17 protein-coding genes are annotated in these 23,537 nt (G+C 70.7%); 5 read left to right on the top strand and 12 right to left on the bottom strand.

The genetic code is table 11. The features are described from left to right. Positions 1 to 54 precede the first annotated feature (54 nt). The 4 genes from VFZ09_RS30040 to VFZ09_RS30025 all read right to left on the bottom strand — a co-directional run bounded on the left by VFZ09_RS30040 (position 55) and on the right by VFZ09_RS30025 (position 9,146). Positions 55 to 5,133 carry a DUF6982 domain-containing protein gene (locus VFZ09_RS30040; protein WP_329731133.1) on the bottom strand — a complete coding sequence of 1,693 codons (5,079 nt, stop codon included), beginning with the start codon at positions 5,131 to 5,133 and terminating at the stop codon, positions 55 to 57. 78 nt (positions 5,134 to 5,211) lie between these two features. Beyond that, a complete protein-coding gene (locus VFZ09_RS30035) occupies positions 5,212 to 6,579 on the bottom strand; it encodes a peptidase MA family metallohydrolase (protein WP_329731132.1) in 1,368 nt (455 codons plus the stop codon). 39 nt (positions 6,580 to 6,618) lie between these two features. Then, positions 6,619 to 7,833, bottom strand: coding sequence for a threonine ammonia-lyase (gene ilvA, locus VFZ09_RS30030; RefSeq protein ID WP_329731131.1), 1,215 nt, complete (start codon positions 7,831 to 7,833; stop codon positions 6,619 to 6,621). Between the two features lie 83 nt (positions 7,834 to 7,916). Further along, the gene (locus VFZ09_RS30025; protein ID WP_329731130.1) at positions 7,917 to 9,146 is read right to left on the bottom strand and encodes a Glu/Leu/Phe/Val family dehydrogenase; all 1,230 of its coding nucleotides are present in this window, start codon (positions 9,144 to 9,146) and stop codon (positions 7,917 to 7,919) included. A 91-nt stretch (positions 9,147 to 9,237) separates the two neighbouring features. Between VFZ09_RS30025 and VFZ09_RS30020 the strand changes: the two genes are divergently transcribed. Beyond that, the gene (locus tag VFZ09_RS30020; protein ID WP_329731129.1) at positions 9,238 to 9,729 is read left to right on the top strand and encodes a helix-turn-helix domain-containing protein; all 492 of its coding nucleotides are present in this window, start codon (positions 9,238 to 9,240) and stop codon (positions 9,727 to 9,729) included. Here the strand turns inward: VFZ09_RS30020 and VFZ09_RS30015 are convergent. The 4 genes from VFZ09_RS30015 to VFZ09_RS30000 all read right to left on the bottom strand — a co-directional run bounded on the left by VFZ09_RS30015 (position 9,726) and on the right by VFZ09_RS30000 (position 16,687). Further along, entirely contained in the window at positions 9,726 to 10,985 is a 1,260-nt protein-coding gene (locus tag VFZ09_RS30015) for an RNA polymerase sigma factor (protein WP_329731128.1), read from the bottom strand. The genes VFZ09_RS30020 and VFZ09_RS30015 overlap by 4 nt on opposite strands. Positions 10,986 to 11,039: 54 nt before the next feature. Next, positions 11,040 to 11,474 (bottom strand): YciI family protein, encoded by a 435-nt coding sequence (locus VFZ09_RS30010; RefSeq protein WP_329731127.1) that lies wholly within the window; start codon positions 11,472 to 11,474, stop codon positions 11,040 to 11,042. Positions 11,475 to 11,580: 106 nt separating this feature from the next. Continuing rightward, complete coding sequence (locus VFZ09_RS30005; RefSeq protein WP_329731126.1) at positions 11,581 to 13,989, bottom strand: protein kinase domain-containing protein; 2,409 nt, start codon at positions 13,987 to 13,989, stop codon at positions 11,581 to 11,583. A gap of 253 nt (positions 13,990 to 14,242) precedes the next feature. Next, positions 14,243 to 16,687, bottom strand: a complete 2,445-nt coding sequence (locus tag VFZ09_RS30000) for a DEAD/DEAH box helicase (RefSeq protein ID WP_329731125.1) — start codon at positions 16,685 to 16,687, stop codon at positions 14,243 to 14,245. A 69-nt stretch (positions 16,688 to 16,756) separates the two neighbouring features. Between VFZ09_RS30000 and VFZ09_RS29995 the strand changes: the two genes are divergently transcribed. Beyond that, positions 16,757 to 17,848, top strand: coding sequence for an RNA polymerase factor sigma-32 (locus VFZ09_RS29995; RefSeq protein ID WP_329731124.1), 1,092 nt, complete (start codon positions 16,757 to 16,759; stop codon positions 17,846 to 17,848). Between the two features lie 19 nt (positions 17,849 to 17,867). On the opposite strand, the gene VFZ09_RS29990 is transcribed toward VFZ09_RS29995, so the two are convergent. The 3 genes from VFZ09_RS29990 to VFZ09_RS29980 all read right to left on the bottom strand — a co-directional run bounded on the left by VFZ09_RS29990 (position 17,868) and on the right by VFZ09_RS29980 (position 19,543). Further along, on the bottom strand, positions 17,868 to 18,266 hold the full coding sequence (locus VFZ09_RS29990; protein WP_329731123.1) for a YkgJ family cysteine cluster protein: 399 nt from the start codon (positions 18,264 to 18,266) through the stop codon (positions 17,868 to 17,870). A gap of 79 nt (positions 18,267 to 18,345) precedes the next feature. Further along, complete coding sequence (locus VFZ09_RS29985) at positions 18,346 to 19,215, bottom strand: nucleotidyltransferase (protein ID WP_329731122.1); 870 nt, start codon at positions 19,213 to 19,215, stop codon at positions 18,346 to 18,348. A 106-nt stretch (positions 19,216 to 19,321) separates the two neighbouring features. Beyond that, complete coding sequence (locus tag VFZ09_RS29980; protein WP_329731121.1) at positions 19,322 to 19,543, bottom strand: hypothetical protein; 222 nt, start codon at positions 19,541 to 19,543, stop codon at positions 19,322 to 19,324. 276 nt (positions 19,544 to 19,819) lie between these two features. Here VFZ09_RS29980 and VFZ09_RS29975 point away from each other — a divergent pair, with 276 nt between their 5' ends. Further along, positions 19,820 to 20,101, top strand: coding sequence for a hypothetical protein (locus VFZ09_RS29975; RefSeq protein WP_329731120.1), 282 nt, complete (start codon positions 19,820 to 19,822; stop codon positions 20,099 to 20,101). A 10-nt stretch (positions 20,102 to 20,111) separates the two neighbouring features. Here the strand turns inward: VFZ09_RS29975 and VFZ09_RS29970 are convergent, their stop codons facing one another. Beyond that, positions 20,112 to 21,662: an MBL fold metallo-hydrolase gene (locus VFZ09_RS29970; protein ID WP_329731119.1), complete on the bottom strand. Its 1,551-nt coding sequence runs from the start codon at positions 21,660 to 21,662 to the stop codon at positions 20,112 to 20,114. 140 nt (positions 21,663 to 21,802) lie between these two features. On the opposite strand from VFZ09_RS29970, the gene VFZ09_RS29965 reads away from it, so the two are divergent. Next, a complete protein-coding gene (locus tag VFZ09_RS29965; RefSeq protein WP_329731118.1) occupies positions 21,803 to 22,540 on the top strand; it encodes a DUF6683 family protein in 738 nt (245 codons plus the stop codon). 48 nt (positions 22,541 to 22,588) lie between these two features. Next, positions 22,589 to 23,332, top strand: coding sequence for a phospholipase D-like domain-containing protein (locus VFZ09_RS29960; protein ID WP_329731117.1), 744 nt, complete (start codon positions 22,589 to 22,591; stop codon positions 23,330 to 23,332). Positions 23,333 to 23,537: the final 205 nt, after the last annotated feature.

The raw sequence follows: 23,537 nt of genomic DNA, 5'->3' as shown, positions 1-23,537 counted from the left end.
TCTTTCATTTGCGGGAACCGCCGGCGCGTCCGGCCACTGGCGGTGGGGCGGGGCTCAGCCCTCGGCGACGGCCTGCACGCTCGCGCGGTAGATGAAGATGCGCGAGGTGTTGGTGCGCATGTCCGCGGGAATGACGAAGAAGCCCTGGCCCGGATTCTTGTAGTCGTTGGAGAAGCCGGCCACCTGGCGCCCGTCGGTGAAGGTGACGCGGACCTTCTGCTGGCCCTCGGTCTGCGGCGGACGGCTGCCCGTGGCGAGCATGAAGAAGATGGCCTTCACGCGGGTGACCGGGATGCGCTCGGGCGCGAAGCCGGTCTGCTGCTCGAGCGGGATGACCTCGTCGAGCAGGTCCACGTCCCGGATGGCGCCGCGCTTCACCTGGCCCTCCACCGTGTGGATGATGACCCGGTGCTCGCCCTCGATGAAGGCGTTGACGGGGGCCATGACGGCGCTGGCCGAGGAGGCGGACTGCACGGCCGGGAGCGTGTTGAGCGTCGGGCGGGGCGGCGGCGCACCGGGCACGATCACCTGCGCCACCGGCGCGGCGGACACGGCCGCGGGAGCCCTCGGGGCCGCCACGGGGGCGGGAGGCGGCGGGGGAGGGGCGGCGACTCGCGATGCCACCTGAGGCGCCGGAGGCCGTACGGGCAGCGGTGCGCTCCGGGCCACCGGGGCGGCGGCCACGGGAGCCGGCGGCGGAGGCGGAGCGATGACCGGTGCCGCCACGGCGGGCGGCTCCACGCTGTCCTCCGTGAGATCGATCTCCGTCGGCTCGGGTTCGGCCTCCATGACGGGGAGCTCGGGCTCGGGCTCGGCCTCCATGATGGGGATGTCGTTCTCGGTCGTGGGCCGATCGAAGGCGGGAGGCTGGGCGCTGGCCAGCTCCTCGGCGGGAGTGGCGAGGGCGTCGCTCTGACCCCACGCGGGCGCCTGCTCCTGGGCGGACCAGTGGGGCTGCGCCTCGGGCTCCGGCTCCTCGGAGGACCAGGTGCTGCTCGTGCCGAACAGGGATGCGTCACGGCCGGAGCTCTGGGGCTCGGCATCGTGGGCCGAGGCTCCCCATTCGCCCTGGCTCTCGGAGGTGGGCGTGTTCCAGTCGGTCTGCGTGCCACCGGCCTGCTGCGCCTCCCAGCTCGACGCCTCCGGAGCGGGCTCGCCCCAGGACGTCTCGGCGGGAGCGCTGGACCAGGCCGTTGCCTGCTCCTCGGGCGCCGCCTCCATCACGGGCTGCTCCGCCGCCGGGGCGCTCCACTCGGATGCAGCGGCCGGAGCCTCGGAGGACTCCGTCGTCACCCACTCGGGCTGGACCTCCTCGGCGGGCGCGTTCCACCCGGTCTGCCCGTCCGCGGAGGCGTTCCAGTCCTGCGTGGTGCCACCCGTTGCCCACTCGGCCTGCGGCTCGGCGTTCTCCGTCGGCTCGGCGGTGGCCATCCACGGCTGCTGCTCGGCGGGAGCGGTCCACTCGGCCTGGGCCTCCATGACGGGCTGCTCTTCAGCGGGCGTGGCCCACTCGGGCTGGGCCTCCATGACAGGCTGCTCTTCAGCGGGAGTGGCCCACTCGGGCTGGGCCTCCATGACGGGCTGCTCTTCAGCGGGAGTGGCCCACTCGGGCTGGGCCTCCATGACCGGCTGCTCTTCAGTAGGCGTGGCCCACTCGGGCTGGGCCTCCATGACCGGCTGCTCTTCAGCTGGCGTGGCCCACTCGGGCTGAGCCTCCATCACCGGCTGCTGCTCGGCAGCGGGCTGCTCCTCGGCAGGAGTGGCCCACTCGGCCTGGGCCTCCATCACCGGCTGCTCCTCGGCAGGAGTGGCCCACTCGGGCTGAGCCTCCATGACGGGCTGCTGCTCGGCGGCGAGCTGCTCCTCTGCGGTCGTGGCCCACTCGGGCTGTGCCTCGGCGGCGGGCTGCTCTTCGGCGGGAGTGGCCCACTCGGCCTGGGCCTCCATGACGGGCTGCTCTTCAGCGGGAGTGGCCCACTCGGGCTGAGCCTCCATGACAGGCTGCTGCTCGGCAGAGGGCTGCTCTTCAGCGGGCGTGGCCCACTCGGCCTGGGCCTCCATGACGGGCTGCTCTTCGGCAGGCGTGGCCCATTCAGTCTGTGCCTCGAGAACAGGCTGCTCCTCGGCAGGAGTAGCCCATTCAGTCTGGGCCTCCATGACGGGCTGCTCTTCAGCAGGCGTGGCCCACTCGGGCTGAGCCTCCATCACCGGCTGCTGCTCGGCGGCGGGCTGCTCTTCAGCGGGAGTGGCCCACTCGGGCTGGGCCTCCATGACGGGCTGCTCTTCAGCGGGAGTGGCCCACTCGGGCTGGGCCTCCATGACGGGCTGCTCTTCGGCGGGCGTAGCCCATTCAGTCTGCGCCTCGAGAACAGGCTGCTCCTCGGCAGGAGTGGCCCACTCGGGCTGGGCCTCCATGACGGGCTGCTCTTCGGCGGGCGTAGCCCATTCAGTCTGTGCCTCGAGAACAGGCTGCTCCTCGGCAGGAGTGGCCCACTCGGCCTGGGCCTCCATCACCGGCTGCTCCTCGGCAGGAGTGGCCCACTCGGGCTGGGCCTCCATGACGGGCTGCTGCTCGGCGGCGAGCTGCTCCTCAGCGGGCGTGGCCCACTCAGGCTGAGCCTCGGCGGCGGGCTGCTCTTCGGCAGGCGTAGCCCACTCGGGCTGAGCCTCCATGACGGGCTGCTCCTCAGCGGGCGTGGCCCACTCGGGCTGAGCCTCGGCGGCGGGCTGCTCCTCGGCGGGCGTGGCCCACTCGGCCTGGGCCTCCATCACCGGCTGCTCCTCGGCGGGCGTGGCCCACTCGGGCTGAGCCTCGGTGGCAGCGGCGGGCTCGGAGGTCATCCACTCGCCCTGCACCTCGATGGCGGCCTGTCCGTCGGCGGACGTCGTCCACTCCGCCTGCGCCTCGGGGGCCGGCTGGCCGTCGTCCGCGCTCAGGGGCGCGCCGTACGCCGAGGTGCTCTCGGGCTCGGCGGGCGTCTCCGGCTGGTGGCCCCACGTGGCGCTGGCCGTCGCGAACTCCGGAGTGCTCATGTACTCCGCGGCGCTCTCCAGCTGCATGCCCTCGCCGGTGCTTCCAGCCTCGTTCCCGCTCCAGCTCGTCTCCGTCGTCTCGAGCGGCACGGGCTCGTCCGACACCGCCGCTCCCGGCTGCTCCGAGTGCCCCAGGAAGTCCGAGGCGCTGGCCAGCGGGACGGCATCGCCCGGGTTGCCCGTGTCGTACGTCTGCTCGTCCGCGGGCGTCGCCTCGAGCGTATCCGTCTGCACGCCCCAGTCCGACGGCCGCGTGGCCTCGGGCTCGAACGAATCGGCGACCTCGACGGTGTCCGCCTGGAGGTCGGGCGCCACCTGCACCGGGTTCAGATCCAACGTCGTCACGTGCGCGCCGTACGCGGGCTCCGGCGCGGGCTCCATCTCGGCACCGACCTCCGCCATGTCGAACGTGGGCGGCTCCGAGCCCGCATCGGCCGCGGGCTCCTCGGCGGAGGTCTCCCACGGCGTCTCGGCCGCGGAGGCCGCGTCCTGCTCCGGCGAGGCCTCGAGCTCCGAGACGTCGAACGTGGGCGTGCCGTTCGCCGAGGCGGGCTCGGATTGCACGTCGTTCGCGTCCAGGGTGGGGACGGGCTCCGCGTCGGGCGAGGTCTCCGAGTACACGGGGATCGCGTACGACGCGGTGATCTCCATCGGGTCTTCGGACGCGTCCTCGGACTGCTGCGCGGTGCCCGGCTCCGCGTCCACCGCGAGCGGCGCGGAGGCCCACTCCTCGGAGACAGGCGGCGAGGGCTCCTCGGCGAGCACCGGCTCGGCGGCGAGCGGCGCCTCGCCCTCGCCATCGATCAGCTCGATGTCGGAGTGCTGGATCTCGATGGTGCGGAAGGGCGTCTGCGGCGGCTCCTCGGCCACGGGCGGCGCCGAGGCGGCGGGAGGCGTCTGCAGGTCGGAGTTGAGCGAGGAGAAGTCGTCCTCGCCCAGCTCGATGGGACCCGAGCTCTCCGGCGAGGCCGTGATGTCGTGCTCCAACTGCCGCGACGCGAGCGAGGCCGCCGAGGGCGCGGTGACGTCGTTCCAGTCGCTCATGTCGACCGACTCGGGAACGTTCTCGGGGACGGGGATGGCGACCGACTCGGGAACGTTCTCGGGGACGGGGATGGCCTCGCTGACGGGCGAGACGTCGGTGTCCGTCACCTCGAAGACGTCCTCGGAGGCGGGCTCCGGCTCGTCGAACCGCATCGGATCGTCTTCGACCGACGACCCGGACGCGTCGGCAGGCTCCGGCGTGGGCTCCTCCCAGGGCGCGGGCTCGTTCAGCGCGGGGACCTCGAGGTTCTCGGTCTCGAGGCTGAGCTTGACCGGATCCGGCATCGGATGCGGCTGCTGCGGCACGTAACCGGGCACCGGAGAGGCGTGGGCGGGCTCCTGCTGCGGGGCGGCATCGGCCGCGTAGGCCTGGGGCTCCTCGGCCGCGGAGGTCTCGGCGTGCGGGGCGGCGTAGCCCTGGTTCGGGTCGTAACCCTGGTTCGGGTCGTAGCCGGCGTAGCCCTGGTTGGGGTCGTAACCCTGGGCGGACTGGCCCGCGTAGCCCTGGTTGGGATCGTAACCCTGGTTGGGGTCGTAGCCGGCGGGGTAGGCGTACCACTGGCCATCGGCGCCGTAGTAGCCCTGGGGCTGCTGCGCGTAGCCCTGGTTGGGGTCGTAGCCCGCGTAGCCCTGGTTGGGGTCGTAACCCTGATTGGGGTCGTAGCCGGCGGGGTAGGCGTACCACTGGCCGTCCTCGCCGTAGTAGCCCTGGGGCTGCTGCGCGTAGCCCTGGTTGGGGTCGTAGCCCGCGTAGCCCTGGTTCGGGTCGTAGCCCTGATTGGGGTCGTAACCGGCGGGGTAGGCGTACCACTGGCCATCGGCGCCGTAGTAGCCCTGGGGCTGCTGCGCGGGGTCCTGGACGGACTGCTCCTGCGCGAGCAGGCCCGGGTCGCCCAGGTGCCCTCGCAGCTCGTTCAAACGAGCCTCCTCCGAGGGGGAAAGATTCCCCCGCGTCCGCTTCTCGTCCAGGAAGCGAAACTCCCTCATCGCCGCGCGCGTGTCGGACATCGTCACCTCGCTGCGGACCCGGGGCCGGGACTCCTGCCGCAGCGCCATATCAAGAAATTTCCGTGGGCGAGTGTAGGGGACTCGAGGGGAGGGGTAAACTTCGCGAACACGGAATCCGCCCGCTCGCTACCTCCGCGAGAGAGTGGCCTGGACGGACGCCTCCAGCTCCGCGACGCCGCGGCCGTAGCGCTGCCGGAGGGCCTCCTCGAAGGGAGCGCCCTGGCCCACCTCGCGGATGAGCTCGAGCAGCCGGGCGGGCCCTCCCTCGTTCAGCAGCTCACGGACGGCCACGGCCGACGTCCCATAGGCCAGGGCCGGGTCGCGCTGCTGGATGAGGGCCCCGCCCGCCATGTCCGAGAGACGCGGGAGCTGCCCCGTCTGGGCGGCGCCGCGCATGCGGGTGGCCAGCGCGTGGGGCGGCTTGTCGCTGCCCAGGTAGCGCCATTCCACGTACTCGGCAAGGCCCTCGTTGAGCCAGATGGGGACGCGCTGTCCGCCCTCGGCGGCGCGCACCAGGTCATCCACCACGGCATGCACGTACTCGTGGACGAGCGTGGCCTTGGTCTGCTGGGTGAGCTCGGCGGCGTCGTTGATGCGGATGGCGCCGTCCGAGTACAGCCCGGCCGCCATGCGCGCCAGGGCCGCGCCCTGGTGGGTGCGGAACTCCTCGCGGGTGTAGAGGATGACGTCCACGGGCGCCTCGCGCGTCTCGCCCAGCACGTCGCGGGTGTGGAAGTGGGCCTCGTCGAGCGCGGCGACGATGCGGCCCTCGTACTCGGCGCGCTGGCCGAAGTCGCGTGCGTTGTTGAAGTACTTCACGACGAAGCGGCTGTTGGAGCGGGTTCGCATCCCGTCCGAGGCCACGCCGGACTCATAGGACAGGCCGGTGGAGGTGGAGCCGGAGGCGGGTTGGACGGAGCCCTTCGTGTCGTCGGTCTCGCCGGTGAAGCGCCGCTCGATGGCGCGGGCCTGGGCCAGGGCGGCGCTCTCCTCGCTGGAGGCGCTGCGGGCCTTCTGCAGGAGCGCGCGGGCCCTGGCGGCCTCGGGCGAGCGCGGCGGCACCTTGCCGAGCGCCGCGGCGGCGCCCTGGGGATCCTTGTCCTCGAGCAGGAGCTTGCCCAGCTCCAGGCCGAAGTAGCCGTCCTTGGGGAAGTGCTCGAGGCCGCGGCGCAGGGCGTCCTCGGCGGTGCCGCGCTGGTCGGTGGCGAGCGAGGTGCGGGCGAGGCAGCGCAGGCCCGGGGCCGTCTCGTCGTAGAGGACGGCGCGCTCGCCGAGCGAGTACGCCATCACGGCATCGGAGGTGGCGAGGGCCTCGCAGCCCTTGAGGAGCGAGGCGGCGATGGTGCGGCGATCGGGCGGGGAGTAGCCCTTGGGGTCCACGGAGGACCAGGCGAGGTAGAGGTCCTCCCAGGAACGCTGGGCCGCGAGCTTCTGGGCCTGCGCGGGCGTGGGCGGATTGGAGGACAGCAGGGCGAGGAGGAGCAGGGCGCGCATGGCCCCGCAGTATCGCCGAGCCCGTGCCCCGGAATGAAATCAGGTCTCTTCCGAGACCTGCCAGCCCTTCTGTCCCAGGCCGCCCATCAGCTCCTCGATGTGGCCGCGGCCGCGCGTCTCCAGCGTCACCTCCACGGCCACCTCGCCCAGGCCCGCCTTCGAGAAGGCGCGGTTGTGGTAGATCTCCACCACGTTGGCGCCCGCCTGGGCGATCTCCGCCGTGAGCCGCGCGAGCATCCCCGGCCGGTCCGGCATGCGCACCACCAGCCGCACCAGCCGCCCGTCCTTCACCAGGCCGCGCTCGATGATGCGGCTGACGAGGTTGACGTCGATGTTGCCGCCGGACAGCAGCATCACCACCTTGCGCCCGCGCGCCGAGGGAATCTTCCCGTTGATGAGCGCCGCCAGGCCCACCGCGCCCGCGCCCTCCACCACCGACTTCTCCCGCTCCAGCAGCAGGAGGATGGCGTTGGCGATCTCCTCCTCGTCCACCGTGACGATGTCGTCCACGTAGCGGCGGATCATCTCGAAGGTGTAGTCGCCCGGGCGCTTCACCGAGATGCCGTCCGCGATGGTGGTCCCCGCCGGCAGCTCCACCACCTTCCCCGCGTCCATCGAGACCTTCATGCTCGCGATGGCCGAGGCCTGCACGCCAATCACCTTGATGCGCGGGTTGGTCTCCTTGAGCGCGCACGCCACGCCGGAGATGAGCCCGCCGCCGCCGATGGGCACCACCACCATGTCCATGTACGGGCACTGCTCGAGCAGCTCCAGGCCGATGGTGCCCTGCCCCGCGATGATGAGCGGATCATTGAAGGGGTGGACGAAGACGCGGTTCTCCTTGTCCTGGATGCGCAGGGCCTCGGCGTAGGCCTCGTCGAAGTTGGCCCCGTGCAGCACCACCCTGGCGCCGTACGCGCGCGTGCGCGTCACCTTGATGAGCGGGGTGCGCTCGGGCATGACGATGGTGGTGTTCACGCCCTGCCGGCCCGCGTGGTAGGCGAGCCCCTGCGCGTGATTGCCCGCCGAGGCGGCGATGACACCGCGGGCCCGCTCGTCCGGCGACAGCGTGAGCAGCTTGTTGAGCGCTCCCCGCTCCTTGAAGGCGCCGGTGCGCTGCAGATTCTCCATCTTGCAGTTCAGCGTCGCGCAGTCCGTGAGCTCCTTGAACTGCTCCGACCGGGGGCAGGGCGAGCGGTAGACGGCTTCACCGATGCGCTGCTGGGCGTCTTCGATTTGCTGGAGCGTGACCATGGGCGTGTGACGCGCTGATAACCGATGCGCCGCCGGGACGAAAGGGGAGGGCGCCTCGGGCCACCGGTTGCCCGGCCGCCCTGTCAGATGCCGCGCAGCACCGTGGCCTTGCCCACGCGGCCGATGGCCAGGATGAATGCCGCGGTGCGCAACGACACCTTGCGCGAGCGCGCCAGCTGCGCCACCCGGTCGTACGCCTCCTTCATCGTCCGCTCGAGCTCGGCGTTCACCCGGTCCTCCTCCCACGAGAGGTGCTGCAGGTTCTGCACCCACTCGTAGTAGCTGACCGTCACACCGCCCGCGTTGGCGAGGATGTCCGGCACCACCAGCACGCCGCGCTTGTCGAGAATCTCGTCCGCCTCGGGGTCCGTGGGGCCGTTGGCGCCCTCGATGACGAGCCGCGCGCGCACCGCGTTGGCGTTGTTGCGGTGGAGCGCATGGCCGAGCGCGGCGGGGATGAGCACGTCGCAGTCGGAGACGAGCACGTCGCCGCTGGCGCAGGCCTGGCCGCCGCCGAAGCCGGTGACGGTGCCGGTGCGCTTCACGTGCTCGAAGAGGCCGGGGATGTCCAGGCCCTGCGGGTTGTAGACGCCGCCGTACACGTCCGACACGGCCACCACCACGCCCCCGTCCTGCCACAGCAGTTGCGCGGTGTGGCTGCCCACGTTGCCGAAGCCCTGGATGGCGAAGCGCGTGCCCTTCATGGGCATGCCCGCGTCGCGGAGGATTTCGCGGGTGATGTAGAGCAGGCCGCGCCCGGTGGCCGAGTCACGCCCCTTGGTGCCGTAGAGCTCGGCGGGCTTGCCGGTGACGATGGCCGGCGAGTGCCCGTGGTAGCGCGAGTACTGGTCCATGATCCACGCCATCACCTGGGGGTTGGTGTTGACGTCGGGGGCGGCGATGTCGCGGGTGGGACCGATGACGTCTTGAATCTGGTCCACGTACTTGCGGGTGAGCCGCTCCATCTCCTTCATGGAGAGCTGGGTGGGGTCCACCGCGATGCCGCCCTTGGCGCCGCCGTAGGGCAGGTTCACCACCGCCGTCTTCCACGTCATCAGAGAGGCGAGCGCCACGCACTCGTCCTGGGTGATGGTGGGGTGGTAGCGCAGGCCGCCCTTCATGGGGCCGCGGCTGTTGTCGTGCTGGGTGCGGTAGCCGATGAAGGTTCGGATTTCTCCGTTGTCCAGCTCGATGGAGACCTGGACCTTGACCTCGCGCAGGGGGGTGGCGAGCAGCGTCTCGATGCGCTCGCCCACGTCCATGATGCGCGCGGCCTTGCGGAAGTAGTAGTGAATCCCTTCGAGGGCGTGCATGTCCGGAGTGCTCTCCTGGGTCGGCTCCCGTGGGGAGGACCGACGACGGCGCGAGACCTTAACAGATGGGGTGCGCTAGCATGGGTTGGCGATGCGCTCCAGTTCCCCGCCAGCCCAGGATGCGAGCGGGCACCTGCAGGGGCTCGCGCGGCGGATTCGCGGCCTGCGCGAGCGGCGGGGCCTGACCCAGGAGGAGTTCGCCGAGCGCAGCGGCATCTCGGTGAGCTTCGCTTCCCTGCTGGAGCGGGGCGAGCGCAGCCCCAGCTACGAGACGCTGGTGCAGGTGGCCGGGGCGCTGGGCGTCCCCCTGGCGGAGCTCTTCCGGGTGGAGGAGGACGAGGCGGCGGGGGCGCACCGGTTGGTGGAGTTCGCCCGGGCGCACGAGCTGACGCGCACGGAGGTGGACCGGCTGCTGGCCGTGGCCGAGGCGATGTTCGCCGTGCGGGCGCCTGAAGGGCGACCCGCCGAGGAGACGCCGCGCTGCAAGGAGCCGGACTGTGGCAAGCCGGTGCTGGCCAAGGAGCTGTGTGTCGCGCACTACCACCGGGCGCGCCGGGCGAAGCCGGGGAATGCGTCGTCCTAGTGGGGGGTCCTGCACGCCGCCGCGCGCTCGAGCAGCAACTGGCGCTCGCGTGCGTTGCGCGTGAGCGACGCCGCGCGCTCGAACTCCGCACGGGCCTCGTCGAGCCGTCCGAGCTTGGCGAGCAGGTCCCCGCGCACGCTCGGCAGGAGGTGGTAGCCCTCGAGCGCACGCTCCGAGCTCAGCGCATCCACGATCTCGAGCCCCGCCGCGGGCCCGGACGCCATCGACACGGCGACCGCGCGATTCAGCTCCACCACGGGCGAGGACGTGAGCTCGGCGAGCTCCGCGTAGAGCGCCGCGATTCTCGCCCAGTCCGTCTGTTGCGGCGTGAGGGCGCGCGCGTGACAGGCGGCGATCGCGGCCTGCAACACGTAGGGGCCTCGTTCGTCCCCGAGCTTCTCGGCCCGCTCCAGCGCCGCGAGACCGCGGTGGATGAGGATGCGATCCCACCGCGAGCGGTTCTGCTCCATCAACAGGACGGGCTCTCCCGAGGGCCCCACCCGCGCCCTCAGCCGCGAGGCCTGGAGCTCCATCAGTGCGACCAATCCGTGGACCTCCGGCTCCTCGGGAACGAGCCCGGCCAGGATGCGGCCCAGACGAAGCGCGTCCTCGCAGAGCGCGGGCCGGACCCAGTCGTCCCCGGCCGTCGCCGAGTAGCCCTCGTTGAAGATGAGGTAGAGGACCTCCAGCACCGATGACAGCCGCGCGGTGAGCTCGTCTCCGCGTGGCACCTCGAAGGGGACGCGCGCCTCGGAGAGGGTCCGCTTGGCCCGCACGATGCGCTGGGCCACCGTCGGCTCCGGGACCAGGAAGGCCCGGGCGATCTCCTCGGTGGTCAGGCCTCCGAGCAGGCGCAACGTGAGCGCCACGCGCGCCTCGGTCGAGATCACCGGATGACACGCGATGAGCATCAGGCGCAGGAGATCATCGCCCACGTCATTGTCGATCGCCGTCTCGAGGTCCGGTGTCCGCTCGGTCTCCAGCTCGTGGCCGAGCTCCTCGTGCTTGCGCTCGAGCAGCTTGTTCCGGCGGAACTGGTCGATCGCCCGGCGCTTCGCGGTGGCCATGAGCCAGGCGCCCGGCTTGTCCGGCACACCCGACGTGGGCCACTGCTCGAGCGCGGCCACGAGCGCGTCCTGCGCGAGCTCCTCGGCCAGCCCGACGTCCCGCACGAACCGCGTGAGTCCCGCGATGAGCCGGGCCGACTCGATTCTCCAGACCGCGTGGATGGCGCGTTGCGTCTCGGTGGCCGTCATGGCGGCCGATCAGAACAGCTTCGGCCGCCCGTGCAAGAGCGGGAAGGAGCCCGGCTACGCCTTCGCGGCCTTCGCGGCCAGCTCCGCGGCCAGGCGCTCCTCGGCCTCCCGGAGCTCGGGTGTGAGCTCGGGACCGAAGTCGTCCGCCTCGAACACCCGGCGGATCTCGATCTCGCTGTCCGTGAGCATGGGATTGGGGCAGCGCTTGACCCACTCGATCGCCTCTTCCATCGACTTCACCTGCCACATCCAGAAGCCGGCGACCAACTCCTTGGTCTCGGTGAAGGGCCCGTCGATCACCGTCCGCCTGGTGCCGGAGAACCGGACGCGCGCGCCCTTCGAGCTGGGATGGAGCCCCTCGCCCGCGAGCATGATGCCGGCCTTCACCAGCTCCTCGTTGTACTTCCCCATGGCGGTCAGCATCTCCGTGCTCGGCATGACGCCCGCTTCGCTGTCCTTCGTGGCCTTGACCAGAACCATGACCTTCATCGCCGTCTCTCCTTCGTGGGTGGCTGCCGGGGTTTCTCCCGGGCTCTTACCCTGACGTCGAACGAGGACCGCGGAGATCGACACGGGATTTTCGATTATTTTTCACTCACCCGTTCCAGATGGCTTCCACGCGGGCGCGCACGAGCCGGCGGCCCTCGGCGAAGCCCGGCAGGGCACGCAGGGGGGCGAGCGCCGGGCAGCGGTCGATCCACTCCAGGTCGATGAGGGCCGTCTCGGCCGCGCGCAGGAAGTACTCCAGGGCCTTCTCCGGGTGGCCGGTGAGGCAGAGCTGCTCGGTGGCGAGCTGGCGCTGGAACGAGGCGAACCGGGGGCTCGGGGACCTGGCGAGGAACTCATCCAGGGGGGCGAGTGAGGCGAGGGAGTCCACCTCTCCGAGCACGGCGGCGGCGTAGCGGACCCCGAACTTCGAGGGACCGAGCGACTCGTCCTCCAGCGCGCGCCGGAGCTGCCGGACGCCCTCCAGGTCTCCCGTCCAGGCGCAGACGCGCAGGCGGAGCATCAGCCAGGGAACGCGGTAGGTGCCGAACGTGGCGAGCCGCTCGCTGGCCAGGCGGTAGTCCTCCATGTTTCCGCGGAGCGCATTGCAGCGGGCGAACTCGAACAGGCTGAAGCCCAACCGCGTGTCGAGCTCATAGGCGCGCCGCAGGTGGACGAGCCCCTCGTCGGCGCGGCCGGCCTCGCACTGGAGGCTGCCGAGGAATTGCAGCGCCAGGGGGAAGGTGGGGGCGGCCTCCAGCGAGGCCCGCGCGGCGAGCACGGCCTTGCGCCAGTCTCCGTCCTGTGAGGCCATCATGGCCCGGGTCAGGTGCGCCTCGGCGGACTGCGGCGAGCGCTGCTCCAGGCGCGCGACGCTGGCGCGGGCCAGGGCCTCCCAGTTGTGCTGGGGACTCGAGCCGCCCACGTACCAGGCCCTCAGGGAGAAGATGGCATGGAGCGCCAGCGCGGGGTGGAAGTCCGGCGCGAGCTCGATGCACTGCTCCAGCCAGCCGAGCGTGACGTCCGGGGCGTAGCTGGGCGTGTAGCCCTGGCGGAAGGACTGCTGGTAGAGGGCGAGCGCCTCCGGCGGCAGGGCGTCCCGGTGCATGGCGAGCCGCAGCTCGAGGCGCAGCGCCTCGGCGATGCGCGGGCTCAACCGGTCCTGCAGCTCGAAGGCGTCCGGGGAGGCGTCCTCGAAGCGGCCGCTCCACAGCTGGGTGCCGTGGGCCGTCTCCACGAGGCGGATGGAGACGCGGGCCGTGGGACCCGAGGACTGCACCGTGCCGTCGACGAGGAAGCCCACGCCCAGCTCGCGGCCCACGGTGCGGGGCTCGCGCTCATTGCGGAAGCGCGCGGTGGCACCGCTGCCGGACACGCGGACGCCCCGGGTGCGTGACAGCACGTCGATGAGCGCGTCGGTGAGTCCCTCGCCGAGGTGTTCCAGCTCCTGGGCGCCCTGGAAGCGGAAGGGGAGGATGGCCAGGCCCAGCTCACCGGTGGCCGTGAGCGTCCCGGAGAGGGAGCGCACGACGGTGGGGTCTTCCCGGGGTGGTACTGGAAGCGGGGCCAGCGTGGGGGCCACCGAGAGCGTGGGCGGCTGCTCGCCGAGCTCCTCCAGCCATGCGCGCAACGACTGTGCGAGCTGGAGGGCACTGGCGGGGCGCTCCTCGGGGTCGCGGGCGAGGCAGTGCAGCACGCGCTCGGCGAGGGCGTCCGGCACGGCCGTCTTGGCGCGCGGGTCCGGCGGGGGCTGGCGCAGGCGGGCGAAGGCCACGGCCATGGGCGAGTCCCCGGAGAAGGGCGGGGCCGCGGTGAGCATCTCGTAGAGCATGAGCCCCACGGCGTAGAGGTCGGCGCGGGCGTCCATCTCGCCGCCGGTGAGCTGCTCGGGCGCCATGTACATGGGAGTCCCGGCGGTGCCCTGGGTGCTCCGGGCGGCCTCGTCCACGAGGGCCCGGGCGATGCCGAAGTCGGTGAGGACGACGCGTCCGCCCTTCTCCACGAGGACATTGGCGGGCTTGAGGTCGCGGTGCACCACACCGGCGGCGTGGGCGGCGGCCAGGCCCTCGCACACCGCGAGGGCGATGCGCGCGGCCCGCACGGGCGCCAGTGGCCCCTCGCGCGCGATGAGCGAGCGCAGGTCCTGGCCCTCCACGTACTCCATGGTGAGGTAGTTCTGCCCGGCGTGCTCGCCGAGGTCGTGCATGCGCGCCACATGGGGGTGGGCGATGCGGCGGGCCAGGCGGACCTCGCGGCGGAAGCGCTCGAGGGCGTCCGTGCCGGGCTCCTTGCCCAGCTCCAGCGTCTTGAGGGCCACCACGTCACCGACGAGCACGTCGCGCGCCCGGTAGACGTGACCCATGCCGCCGCGGCCCACGAGCGCCTCGAGGACGTAGCGCCCGGCGAAGAGCTCCTGGGAGGACTTCGGTGCCGGGGAAGCAGCGGCCTCCGGCCGACGCTCGAGGGTCAGCAGGGTGGCTTGATGGTCGGGAGGAGGGGAGGCGCTGTCGTCGGACACGGCGGGGCGAGTCTAATCGCCCTCGGGCGGGTCCGCGAAGGATGCCCCAGACCCAGGCGCCGACTCGAGCCCATTTCCGCTCGCCCGCGCCCATTTCCCCTCGCCCGCGCCCATTTCCCCTCGCCCTCCGGGAGAGGGACGGGGTGAGGGTGCCACGGACCCCGGGTTGAACCCGTGGCCCACACCGTGTGCCACGGGCTGGAGAACGGGGGCGGATACCCTCACCCCCGCCCTCTCCCGAGGGGAGAGGGAGTTACCGGCGCCGGGCCCGCTCCAGCTTGAGCGTCTTCTCGCCGTGCTGCTTGCCGTTGAGGGCCTCGAAGGCGGGCACGTCCTCGTCGGCGACGAAGACGTACGAGTACGTGGGCTTGAGCTCCACGCGCTGCACCTTGCCCGCCGGGGCGCCCAGGGACTCCAGGGTGCTGGTGACGGCGGCCTCGTCCTGCGCCGTGTCGCGGCCCAGGCCCACCCACAGGCGCGCCTGGCCGGGCACCTCGGGCGTGGACTCGGGACGCTCGGTGCGCTCACGGCGCGGCGGACGCTCGCGCATGCCACGCGGCCGGTGCTTGTCCACCTTCAGCGCCTTCTCGCCGTGCTGCTTGCCGTTGAGCGCCTCGAAGGCCCCGGACTCGGACTCGGGCACGTAGGCGTAGCCGTACGCGGGGCGGAGCACCGCCTTGTTCACCTTGCCCGCGGGAGCGCCAGCGGCCTCCAGGGCGGCGATGAACTTCGCCTCGTCCAGGCCATCGTCCATGCCGAGGTTGAACTTCAGCTTCACCTCGCCAGGGCCGGCGTCCGGAGAGGGCGGCGGCCGGTTCGGATCCCGCTCGCCGCGCGGCCGGCTCTTCTCCACCTTGAGCGTCTTCTCCTTGTACGTCTTGCCGGTGAGGGCCTCGAAGCCCGCCAGGTCCTCCTCGGCGATGAAGACGTAGGAGAAGCCGGGCTTGAGGTCCGCACGCACCACCTTGTTGGCGGGGGCGCCGGACTCCTCCAGGGCGGTGACGATGCTGCCGGGCCCCAGGCCATCCTCGGTGCCCAGGTTCACCCACAGCTTCACCTCGCCGGGGCCGGCCTCGAAGGACGCGGGGCCGCGCTCGCCCCGCTCGGGACGGTCACGGCGCCTGTCGCCACGCGCTCCGCGCTCGCCACGCTCACGCGACTCGCCGGACGGCTCCCCACGGGACTCCCGGCGCTCCTCGCGGCGCGGCGGCCTGTCCCGATCCCGCTCGCGGTCCCGGGGACGCTCGCGGTCGCGCTCGCGGTCCTTGCGGCGGCCCTCGTGCCTGGCCTCCTGCGGCTCGGGGCGCTCGCCCTGCTGGGCGGCCTGGGCCTTCTCCATGCGCAGGTGGCTGAAGAAGTACTTCAGCAGGAAGGCCATCAGGTCATCCGCGTCCGGCCGCGCCTTGAGCTGCGCGGCCAGGGGCAGGAAGCCCTCGAAGATGGAGTCGGAGGCGGCCTCGCGGATTTCGCGCACGTGGCGCTCGGCCCACAGGCGCATGGCCTCCTCGGGGGCGGGCATCTCGCGCTTCTCGAACTTGATGCCGTACTTCTTCTCCAGCGTGGTGTACGTGGCCAGCTCGCGGCCGGAGAAGAGGTTGATGGCGGTGCCCTTGTTGCCGATGCGGCCGGTGCGGCCCACCCGGTGCAGGTACACGGCGGGGTCCTCGGGCAGCGAGTAGTTGATGACGTACTCGAGGCCGGAGATGTCGATGCCGCGCGCCGCGATGTCCGTGGCCACCATGAAGGCCACTTCCCCGCGCTTCACCTTGCCCATCACCCGCTCGCGCTCCTTCTGCGGCAGGTCCCCGTTGAGCAGGTCCGCGTCGAAGCCGTTGCGGTTGAGCACCGCCGTCACCAGCGCCGTGTCGTCGCGGGTGTTGCAGAAGATGATGGCGTTCTGCGGCTCCTCCGCCTCCAGCACGTAGATGAGGTTGCGCGGCTTGGGCAGCGCGTCCGACACGTCGTAGCGGATGTGGTGGATGTGCTCGACGGTGAAGACGTCGCCGGAGAGCAGCAGCGTCTCCGCGTTCGTCGTGTAGCGGGCAATGAGGTTCTGGATGTCCGTGGGCACCGTGGCGCTGAAGAGCAGCACCTGGCGGTCCTTCGGGAGGCGGTCGAGGATGCGGGTGACTTCCTCGTAGAAGCCCTGGTTGAGCATCTCGTCGGCTTCATCCAGGACGGCGTGGCTGCAGCCCTCGAGCTTGAGGTTGCCGCGGTTGATGTGGTCGAACACCCGGCCGGGCGTGCCCACGATGATCTGCGTGCCCTCCTCGAGGGCGTCCTCCTGCTGCTTCATGGAGGCACCGCCGTAGATGGCGGCCACCTTGACGCCCTTGTGCTTGCCCAGGGCGGCCAGCTCCTCGGACACCTGGAGCGCCAGCTCGCGGGTGGGGCAGAGGATGAGGGCGCGCACCCGCTTGTCCTCGGCGGAAATCTTCTCCAGCAGGGGGAGGCCGAAGGCGGCCGTCTTGCCCGTGCCGGTCTTGCTGCGCACGATGAGATCCCTGCCCGCCATGACGGGGCCAAAGGCCTTGGCCTGGACAGGGGTGGGGTTGGTATAGCCACGGTCCGTGATGCCGCGACGGAGGGGCTCGGACAGGTTCAGGTCATCGAAGCTGACGTCCGCGACGTACTCGGCGGGGCGCGACGGGGCTTCGGCAGTGGTTTCCGGCTGCTCCGGAGATTGGTTGTCGCTCATCAAGCTTGGGGCATAACCCCTGCATTAGGCTCTGGCAACAATCGGCTCACTTTGCTTAAGGAACCCCTCATGGCGATTGGGAGGAAGAAGACGGGAGGAACGGGGACCCGGAGCCGGGCGAAGAAGCCCTCCGCTGCCCCGCCCCCCGAGGAGGCCGAGGCGGTGGAGGCCGAATCCGCCGAGCCGGAACCGGACGCCCTGGAGCCCGCCCCCGAGGAGCTGGAGGAGGTGGAGGCCGAGGTGGAGGAGGTCGCCGCCCCCCCCCGGGCGGCCCTGGTGAAGGCGGGCGAGACGGGGCTGGCCCGGACCGACCCCCTCCAGGCCTACATGAACGAGGTGCTGCGCCACCCCCTGCTCTCCCGCGAGGAGGAGACGGCACTGGCCAGGCGCTACCGGGACACGGGGGACGTGCAGGCGGCCTACCGCCTGGTGGCGTCCAACCTGAGACTGGTGGTGAAGCTGGCCCACGAGTACCACCGCAACCCCCTGTCCCTGCTGGACCTGGTGCAGGAGGGCAACATCGGGCTGATGCAGGCGGTGAAGAAGTACGACCCCGAGCGCGGGGTGAAGCTCAGCTCCTACGCCGCATGGTGGATACGCGCCTACATCCTGCGTTACATCATGGACAACTGGAAGATGGTGAAGCTGGGGACGACGGAAGCCCAGCGGAAGCTCTTCTTCAAGCTGCGCCAGGAGCAGGACAAGTTGATGGCGCAGGGCTTCGATGTGACGCCGAAGATGCTGGCCGAGCGCCTCAACGTCACCGAGCAGGACGTGGTGGAGATGGACCAGCGGCTGGGCCACGACGAGATGTCGCTGGACGCGCCGGTGGGAGGAGACGATTCGTCGGCGACGCGGATGGACCGGTTCCTGCCGTCCTCGTCGGTGGGGGCGGAGGAGCGGCTGGGCAACGAGCAGCTCAAGGCGCTGTTCCGCGAGAAGATGCAGGAGTTCGCGAAGTCGCTCGAGGGCAAGGAGCGCTACATCTTCGAGAACCGGCTGATCGCCGACGAGCCGTTGACGCTCCAGGACATCGGCGACAAGTACGGGGTGAGCCGCGAGCGGGCCCGGCAGATCGAAGCGGCGCTCATCAACCGGATGCGCGAGTACATGCGCGAGCACATTCCGGACTTCGACCTGGTGGCCAACCCGAAGGGGTGAGCGGGCCCGGGGCGGCGGGCTACTGCGCGGTGTAGCGCCGGTGCCGGCCGCGGAAGTGCTTGTCGAGGTAGTCCTCCAGCCCGGGGCCCTTCTCTCCACCGGCGGCGGCGAGCAGGGCGTGTGCCCCATCCACCACCGCGAGTGCCTCCTCGAGGGACACCTCGCCCTCGGAGAGCGCGCTGAAGAGGTGGCAGTGGTAGCGGCGGCAGCCCTCGGGGCGCTGGGCGTAGGCGGTGCACGTCTTCCCGTCCAGGGCGGCGCAGCGCTGCGGGAGGAGGGGCGTGCCGTCCTCGCGCTCCTTCACGGGCAGCCCCAGGGCCTTGAGGGGGCCGGCCTCGGTGCGCCGGAGCGGGACATGGGTGAAGAGGGTGCCGTCGCAGCACAGGCCACAGCGCAGGCACAGCGTGGAGAGGGACATCGGGGCACGGCTTCCGGGGAGCGAGGAGCCCCCTTGCTAGGGGTGAACGGCCTGCCAGGCAAGGGGCTCGTCGTGTGCCTCAGCCCTTCTTGGGCTCGACGTAGTCGCGGAACGTCGCGACCTCCTCGAGGCGGGCGTCGGCGTAACCCCAGTGCTCGACATCCACGTTGTACTGCCCCTTGGCGATCAACATTCCCCGGCAGAGCTTCTTCTTCTCGGGCTCGTTGTGCTGGTTGCGGGCCCGCTCGAGCAGCTCGTCCCAGACCCAGCGGGGCACATGGTCTCTCTGGCCCGGGTAGCTGAAGCGGTAGAAGGTGAGATGGGCCAGGAGCACCTCCCAATGCGGGTCGAACCGCCGCATCAGGTGCTTCCAGTCCATCTGCTTGCCGCGCGCGAGGATGAGGTGGCTGATGTCCGTGCCGTCGAAGCGCTCGCGCTCGCACACGAAGGCCTTGGACCAGATGATGTCCTCGGGCGGCGCCACCAGGATGGGCAGCCCGTGGATGACGCCCGGGTGGGCCTCGTCGATCCAATGGTCATCCACGATGGCCACGCCGTTGCCCGAGCTGAAGATGAGATCGGCGAAGTACTCGTCGTTGGCGTAGGCCTTCGCGATCCATACGGGGTCGTGCATCTTCGTCTGGAAGCCCATGGAGCCCAGGGCCTCCATGGCGCGCTCCACGTGCTCGCGCTTGAGGAAGAGGTCCAGGTCCTTGGTGTCGCGGTAGATGCCCGTGTAGAGGTGCAGCGCGTAGGCGCCCGCGACCACGAAGGGAATCTCCGCGTTCTTGAGCGTGCTGAGCGCCAGCAGGTGCGCGCCACGCTCGATGGGAGGACGCTGGTCCGCCTGCATCGGGGGCGGCGCCTTGCTGGGCTTGCTCAACGGCCTGGAGGAGTCCTGGCTGCTGTCCTGCCCCACAGTCGGATTGTCGGTCTGTTGAACGGTCATGGCACGCTCTCGGTGTCCTGGCAGGTAGGTTAGGGATGCGGATTTCCGGGGGCAGGAGGACCCTCGGGGGCTCCTGCCCGCCCGGCCGCTCCCCAGGCAGGGGGTGTCAGCTCGGGCTCGCCCAGAGCGCCGTCCCCGGCTCCGAGCCATTCACCTGCCGCTCCGCGTGGCGGTAGGCGCGCGCCTTGCTCGGCGCATCCACCTTCATCTGCTCGCCGCGAGGGCCCTGGAGCTCCAGGTGGTAGCCCTGCTCCCGCTGGCCCTCGTTGGCGATGCTCCAGCCCGCCTGCTTGATGTGCTTCTTGCACACGCGCTCGCGTCCCTTCATGGCCCTCTCCTTGTCCTTTTTGTCGCGGCCATGACGGGCCGCGTCACGAAGGTGGAGGATTCGTCCGCTCCGGCGCGGCTGCATGCCGTTCCCGGGGTTTCAAGCTCGGATGCCCGCCCATCGGCCCGGCGCGCGGGGGTGGATGGCCGCCAGGTTCCCACGGGGCGCCGGAGGGGAGCGCCTCGTGGCGTGTCCGCCGGGCCCTCCAGCACGGGTGGCGGCCCTGGCACCCGGGGACAGGGGAGTCCCATGGTGAAGGGGACGGAGGAGACGACCATGGCACTGCCCAAGCACCTGGACGACGCGGCCGACCGGCTGCACGAAGCCTTCGCACGCATCGAGGACGCTCGCGCGAAACCGACGAGCCCGGAGAGTCTGCGCGAGTGGTTGAACGCACTCACGGACTACGCGCAGGCGTTGATGGACCTGCACGAGTTCAGCAACGAGTCCGTCCACGAGAAGCTGCACGTGCTCTCGGGTCTGCTCAAGCTGCAGTCCTTCCCGGAGAATCCCGTGCAGGACCTGGAGCCCCAGCAGCCGATGACACCCGGCAGCTGAGCGAGCCGCGTCACGCTCCGCGCCGCGCCGGCATGCCGCCGAAGGGCCACTCGAAACCGGGGTACCGGACGAGCTCCGGTGCCTTGCGGCTTTGCCATGCGAACGCCTCGCCGGGGCGCATCAGCAGCGCCTGGGGTCCGTGCCCCACCTGCCGGCGCACCTGCTTCAACCGCTCGGGGTACGGGTCCGCGTCGGGATTCTCGTCCATCGTGCTGGCGCCACTCACCGGCTCGCCCGGGTAGCCCGGGTAGCGCGGCCCCATGCCCTCGCGCCAGTACCAGGGCGCGCCTCCGTCCGCGCAGGGCACCACGTAGCGCGCGCCGAGCAGCTCGCCATAGTGCAGCGCCTCCTCCGGCCCGGCCATGAGCTGCTGTGGCTTCCCGAGCGCCTCCACGGGCACGTCCACGAGATAGGCGTCCAGCGTGGTGTAGCCGAAGAAGAGGGGCTCGAGCCGGAAGCCGCGCACGCCGCAGAAGAGCACGTCCACGGGCGCTTCCTTCCGCAGGGCGCGGCAGACGGTGCGCATGTCTCCGCGCACGTCGTGCCCGGCATCGGCGAAGAAGGCGGCGGAGAAGCCCGGCGCACGCACCAGCCAGGTGTTTCCCTCGTTGAAGAGCTCCGGGTAGAGGCCCTCGCCGTCGGTGGGCTGCTCGCCGTGGAAGGGCAGGGCGCGCACGGTGATGTCGCCCACGAGCCGCTCTTCGCCCCAGCGCAGCGCCTCGACGCGGGTGTAGCCGAGCTGTTGCAGCCGCAGCACGCAGTCGGTGGAGAAGAGGCTCTCGCGCTCCACCGCGGGGACGAAGATGCGTGTGTCGCGCGGCAGCTGCAGCAGCGAGCCCAGGTGGAAGTGATCTCCGTGCGAGTGGGTGATGACGACGGCGTCCACCTGCCCGAGGTCCCTCGGCTGCATGGGCGGATAGTCCGGCCGGTCGAGCCGGCTCGCGGGGCGGAAGTACGGGTCCACCAGGACGCGCGCCTGGGCGCTCGATACCAGCACGGTGTTGTGGCCCACGAAGAGGGCGCCGGGCGCGGGCACGTCCATGGGGCCGTCGTGGCGCACGAGCCAGCCCGCGCTGGACATGTCCGCGAGCAGCTCGCCCACGGCGGGCACGGCCGAGAGGGTGCGCAGCTCGGCGCGGGTGGCACCGCGCGCGAGCGAGGCGAAGAGCTCGGCGAGGGCGGGCCACTCGCGGGCCTTCACGGGGAAGTCGAGCCCCTGCTCCTCCTGGCGCAGGTGGAGGATGCGGGGCTTGTGCCGCGTCGCGTCGGGGAAGAGCACCTCGTGGCGCAGCGGGCGCCGGCCTCCGCGCCGCCGGCCCTCGTCGCAGAGCGCGGCATAGCCGGGCGTCTCCTCCAGCCAACGCACGAGCGCCTTCGCTTCCCGAAGCGAGCGCTCGGGTCCCAGCTCGGCGAGGCGTTGCTTGAGAGGGACATGGGCGTGCCGCACGGGCCGTGCGGTGGGGCCCTGGATGCTGCACCCCAGGTCCTCGTGGTGCTCGGCCTCCGTACGAGCGGAGGCGAGGACGGCGAGGCTGACGCCACGGTGGAGGGTGAGCCGCATGGTGATGCTGCTAGCAGACTTGCTTGCCCGCTCCCATCCTTTCCGATGATGCTCCGCGGCCGACCGGGAGCAGGGGCCGGAGGGAAGAGGCAGGCGCATCCGGTGGGCTCGACGTTCCCGTCATTCTTGTGGAGGGGGAGATGAATAGCTTCTTGAGGATGATTCCCGTCATGGTGGCGGGGCTCCTCCTGCTCGGTGCCGCGAGGCCGGAGGGCGCACCATCCCTCAGCCCCTACAGGCACTACGACAGCAACACCTTCATCCACGGCAACTTCAAACCCTCCTTCCAGAAGCAGTGGAAGGCCAGTGCCGAGCGTCTGAAGAACCCTCCGTCCGAGGGAGCGGTGATGCTGCCGCTCGCGGTGTCCTCGTTCCGCAAGGTGACCGACCCCGTCCTGCCCAAGCGGCTCGCCGAGAGCGTGAAGTCGCTCGGCCCGGAGGAGCGCGCGGGGCTCGAGGGCGCCCTGCTGCAGCTGTACAAGGGGTATGAGCAGACGTTGGATCAACAGGATCAACCGCAGCTGAAGAACAACCTCGCGGGGGCCTTCAACTTCCTCTTCACGTCCTCGTTCTGCGCGCTCCGCAATGGCCAGGAGCTGACGGGCGTGCAGCAGCAGTCCATGCTGGAGCAGATCAACGCGGCCATCGGCATGGGGCTCAAGGACCGGCGCATGTCGGACCGGGACAAGCAGGAGCTGTACGAGTCGGTGGTGCTCTCGGGCAGCATCATCCTCGGGCTCTACAACGAGGGGCGAGACAAGGGGCGCTCGGACCTGATGAGGGAGTCGCGCGAGCTGGCCAAGGAGCTGCTGGACGAGATGATGGGCATCCGCATCGAGAAGGTGCACGCCGAGGACACCGGCGTGTGGATCGAATGAAGGGTCTTGGGCAGTCCGTGGCCTCCATCGAAAACATCGAGTGACACCATGAACCTGACCCTCCTGAACACCGACGAGACCATCAGCAAGCTCGTCTCGCTCATCAAGAACGCGCGCAAGCACGTGGTTCTCGTCTCCCCCTACGTCACGCTGGGGAAGGAGGACCGGATCGGACAGGCCATCCGGGCGGCGCTGAGCAACAAGGTCTCCGTCACCCTGATCTTCCGGCTCGATGACGATCTCCAGGCTTTTGCCCGGACGTTCAGTGAGTATCTCCAGGAGCTCAAGGAGCGGGGCCTTCAGATCCGCCTCCTCCCCAAGCTTCATGCGAAGCTGTACTGGTCGGAGTCCGAGGTCATCATCTCCTCGTTGAACCTGCTCTCTTCCTCGTTCCTCTCCAGCATCGAGGTGGGGCTCTGGTCTCAGGAGCCAGCGGATGTCTCCGAGGTGCGGGAGTTCATTCGCAAGGAGATCGAGCCGCACCTGCTCTCTCGCGAAGACATCCAGAGGCGCTTTGGCATCAAGGCTGACGGAGACACCCGCGCTCCCAGGAGTGCCAGGCAGGCGGAGCGTTCTCGCGCTCCCGCAGTGGTGCAGGGGTTCTGCATCCGGTGCGCCGTGGAGATCGAACTCGACCCCGAGAAGCCATACTGCTGGGACCACTACCAGAAGTGGGCCGAGTACGGGAACGCGGACTACGAAGACAGCTACTGTCATGGTTGTGGCGATGACTTCCCGGCCACCATGAACAAGCCGCTGTGCCGGAGCTGTTACCGGAAGATGCGCGACTGAGAGGGGGGCGCTGGAGCGGAGTTGTGCGCCTCCTGGGCGCGTTCTTCACGAACCTGTCCAACAGTTGGAGTGCGCCAGGCGAAGCCTGGGTGAGGAGGAAGCGATGTAGGAGCGGAAACTTCACGAAGGGACCCTGCGGGTTCAAACCCCGCCCGGCAAAGGAGGCCGCCAGCCGGAAGCGAGTCTTGCGTGGTGCCGGGGAGAC

It is taken from the genome of Archangium sp. (genome assembly GCF_036277355.1).
Lineage (GTDB): Bacteria > Myxococcota > Myxococcia > Myxococcales > Myxococcaceae > Archangium.
Note: the sequence above shows the minus strand (reverse complement) of the source record. Positions and strands in the feature narration are given on the sequence as shown.

Coding starts and splice junctions, on each gene's coding strand:
- VFZ09_RS30040 (WP_329731133.1), bottom strand. CDS start 5,133: ATGGCGCTGCGGCAGGAGTCCCGGCCCCGGGTCCGCAGCGAGGTGACG.
- VFZ09_RS30010 (WP_329731127.1), bottom strand. CDS start 11,474: ATGAAGGTCATGGTTCTGGTCAAGGCCACGAAGGACAGCGAAGCGGGC.
- VFZ09_RS30025 (WP_329731130.1), bottom strand. CDS start 9,146: ATGCACGCCCTCGAAGGGATTCACTACTACTTCCGCAAGGCCGCGCGC.
- VFZ09_RS30000 (WP_329731125.1), bottom strand. CDS start 16,687: ATGAGCGACAACCAATCTCCGGAGCAGCCGGAAACCACTGCCGAAGCC.
- VFZ09_RS30020 (WP_329731129.1), top strand. CDS start 9,238: ATGCGCTCCAGTTCCCCGCCAGCCCAGGATGCGAGCGGGCACCTGCAG.
- VFZ09_RS30035 (WP_329731132.1), bottom strand. CDS start 6,579: ATGCGCGCCCTGCTCCTCCTCGCCCTGCTGTCCTCCAATCCGCCCACG.
- VFZ09_RS29995 (WP_329731124.1), top strand. CDS start 16,757: ATGGCGATTGGGAGGAAGAAGACGGGAGGAACGGGGACCCGGAGCCGG.
- ilvA (WP_329731131.1), bottom strand. CDS start 7,833: ATGGTCACGCTCCAGCAAATCGAAGACGCCCAGCAGCGCATCGGTGAA.
- VFZ09_RS29960 (WP_329731117.1), top strand. CDS start 22,589: ATGAACCTGACCCTCCTGAACACCGACGAGACCATCAGCAAGCTCGTC.
- VFZ09_RS29985 (WP_329731122.1), bottom strand. CDS start 19,215: ATGACCGTTCAACAGACCGACAATCCGACTGTGGGGCAGGACAGCAGC.
- VFZ09_RS29990 (WP_329731123.1), bottom strand. CDS start 18,266: ATGTCCCTCTCCACGCTGTGCCTGCGCTGTGGCCTGTGCTGCGACGGC.
- VFZ09_RS30015 (WP_329731128.1), bottom strand. CDS start 10,985: ATGACGGCCACCGAGACGCAACGCGCCATCCACGCGGTCTGGAGAATC.
- VFZ09_RS29970 (WP_329731119.1), bottom strand. CDS start 21,662: ATGCGGCTCACCCTCCACCGTGGCGTCAGCCTCGCCGTCCTCGCCTCC.
- VFZ09_RS29975 (WP_329731120.1), top strand. CDS start 19,820: ATGGCACTGCCCAAGCACCTGGACGACGCGGCCGACCGGCTGCACGAA.
- VFZ09_RS29965 (WP_329731118.1), top strand. CDS start 21,803: ATGAATAGCTTCTTGAGGATGATTCCCGTCATGGTGGCGGGGCTCCTC.
- VFZ09_RS29980 (WP_329731121.1), bottom strand. CDS start 19,543: ATGAAGGGACGCGAGCGCGTGTGCAAGAAGCACATCAAGCAGGCGGGC.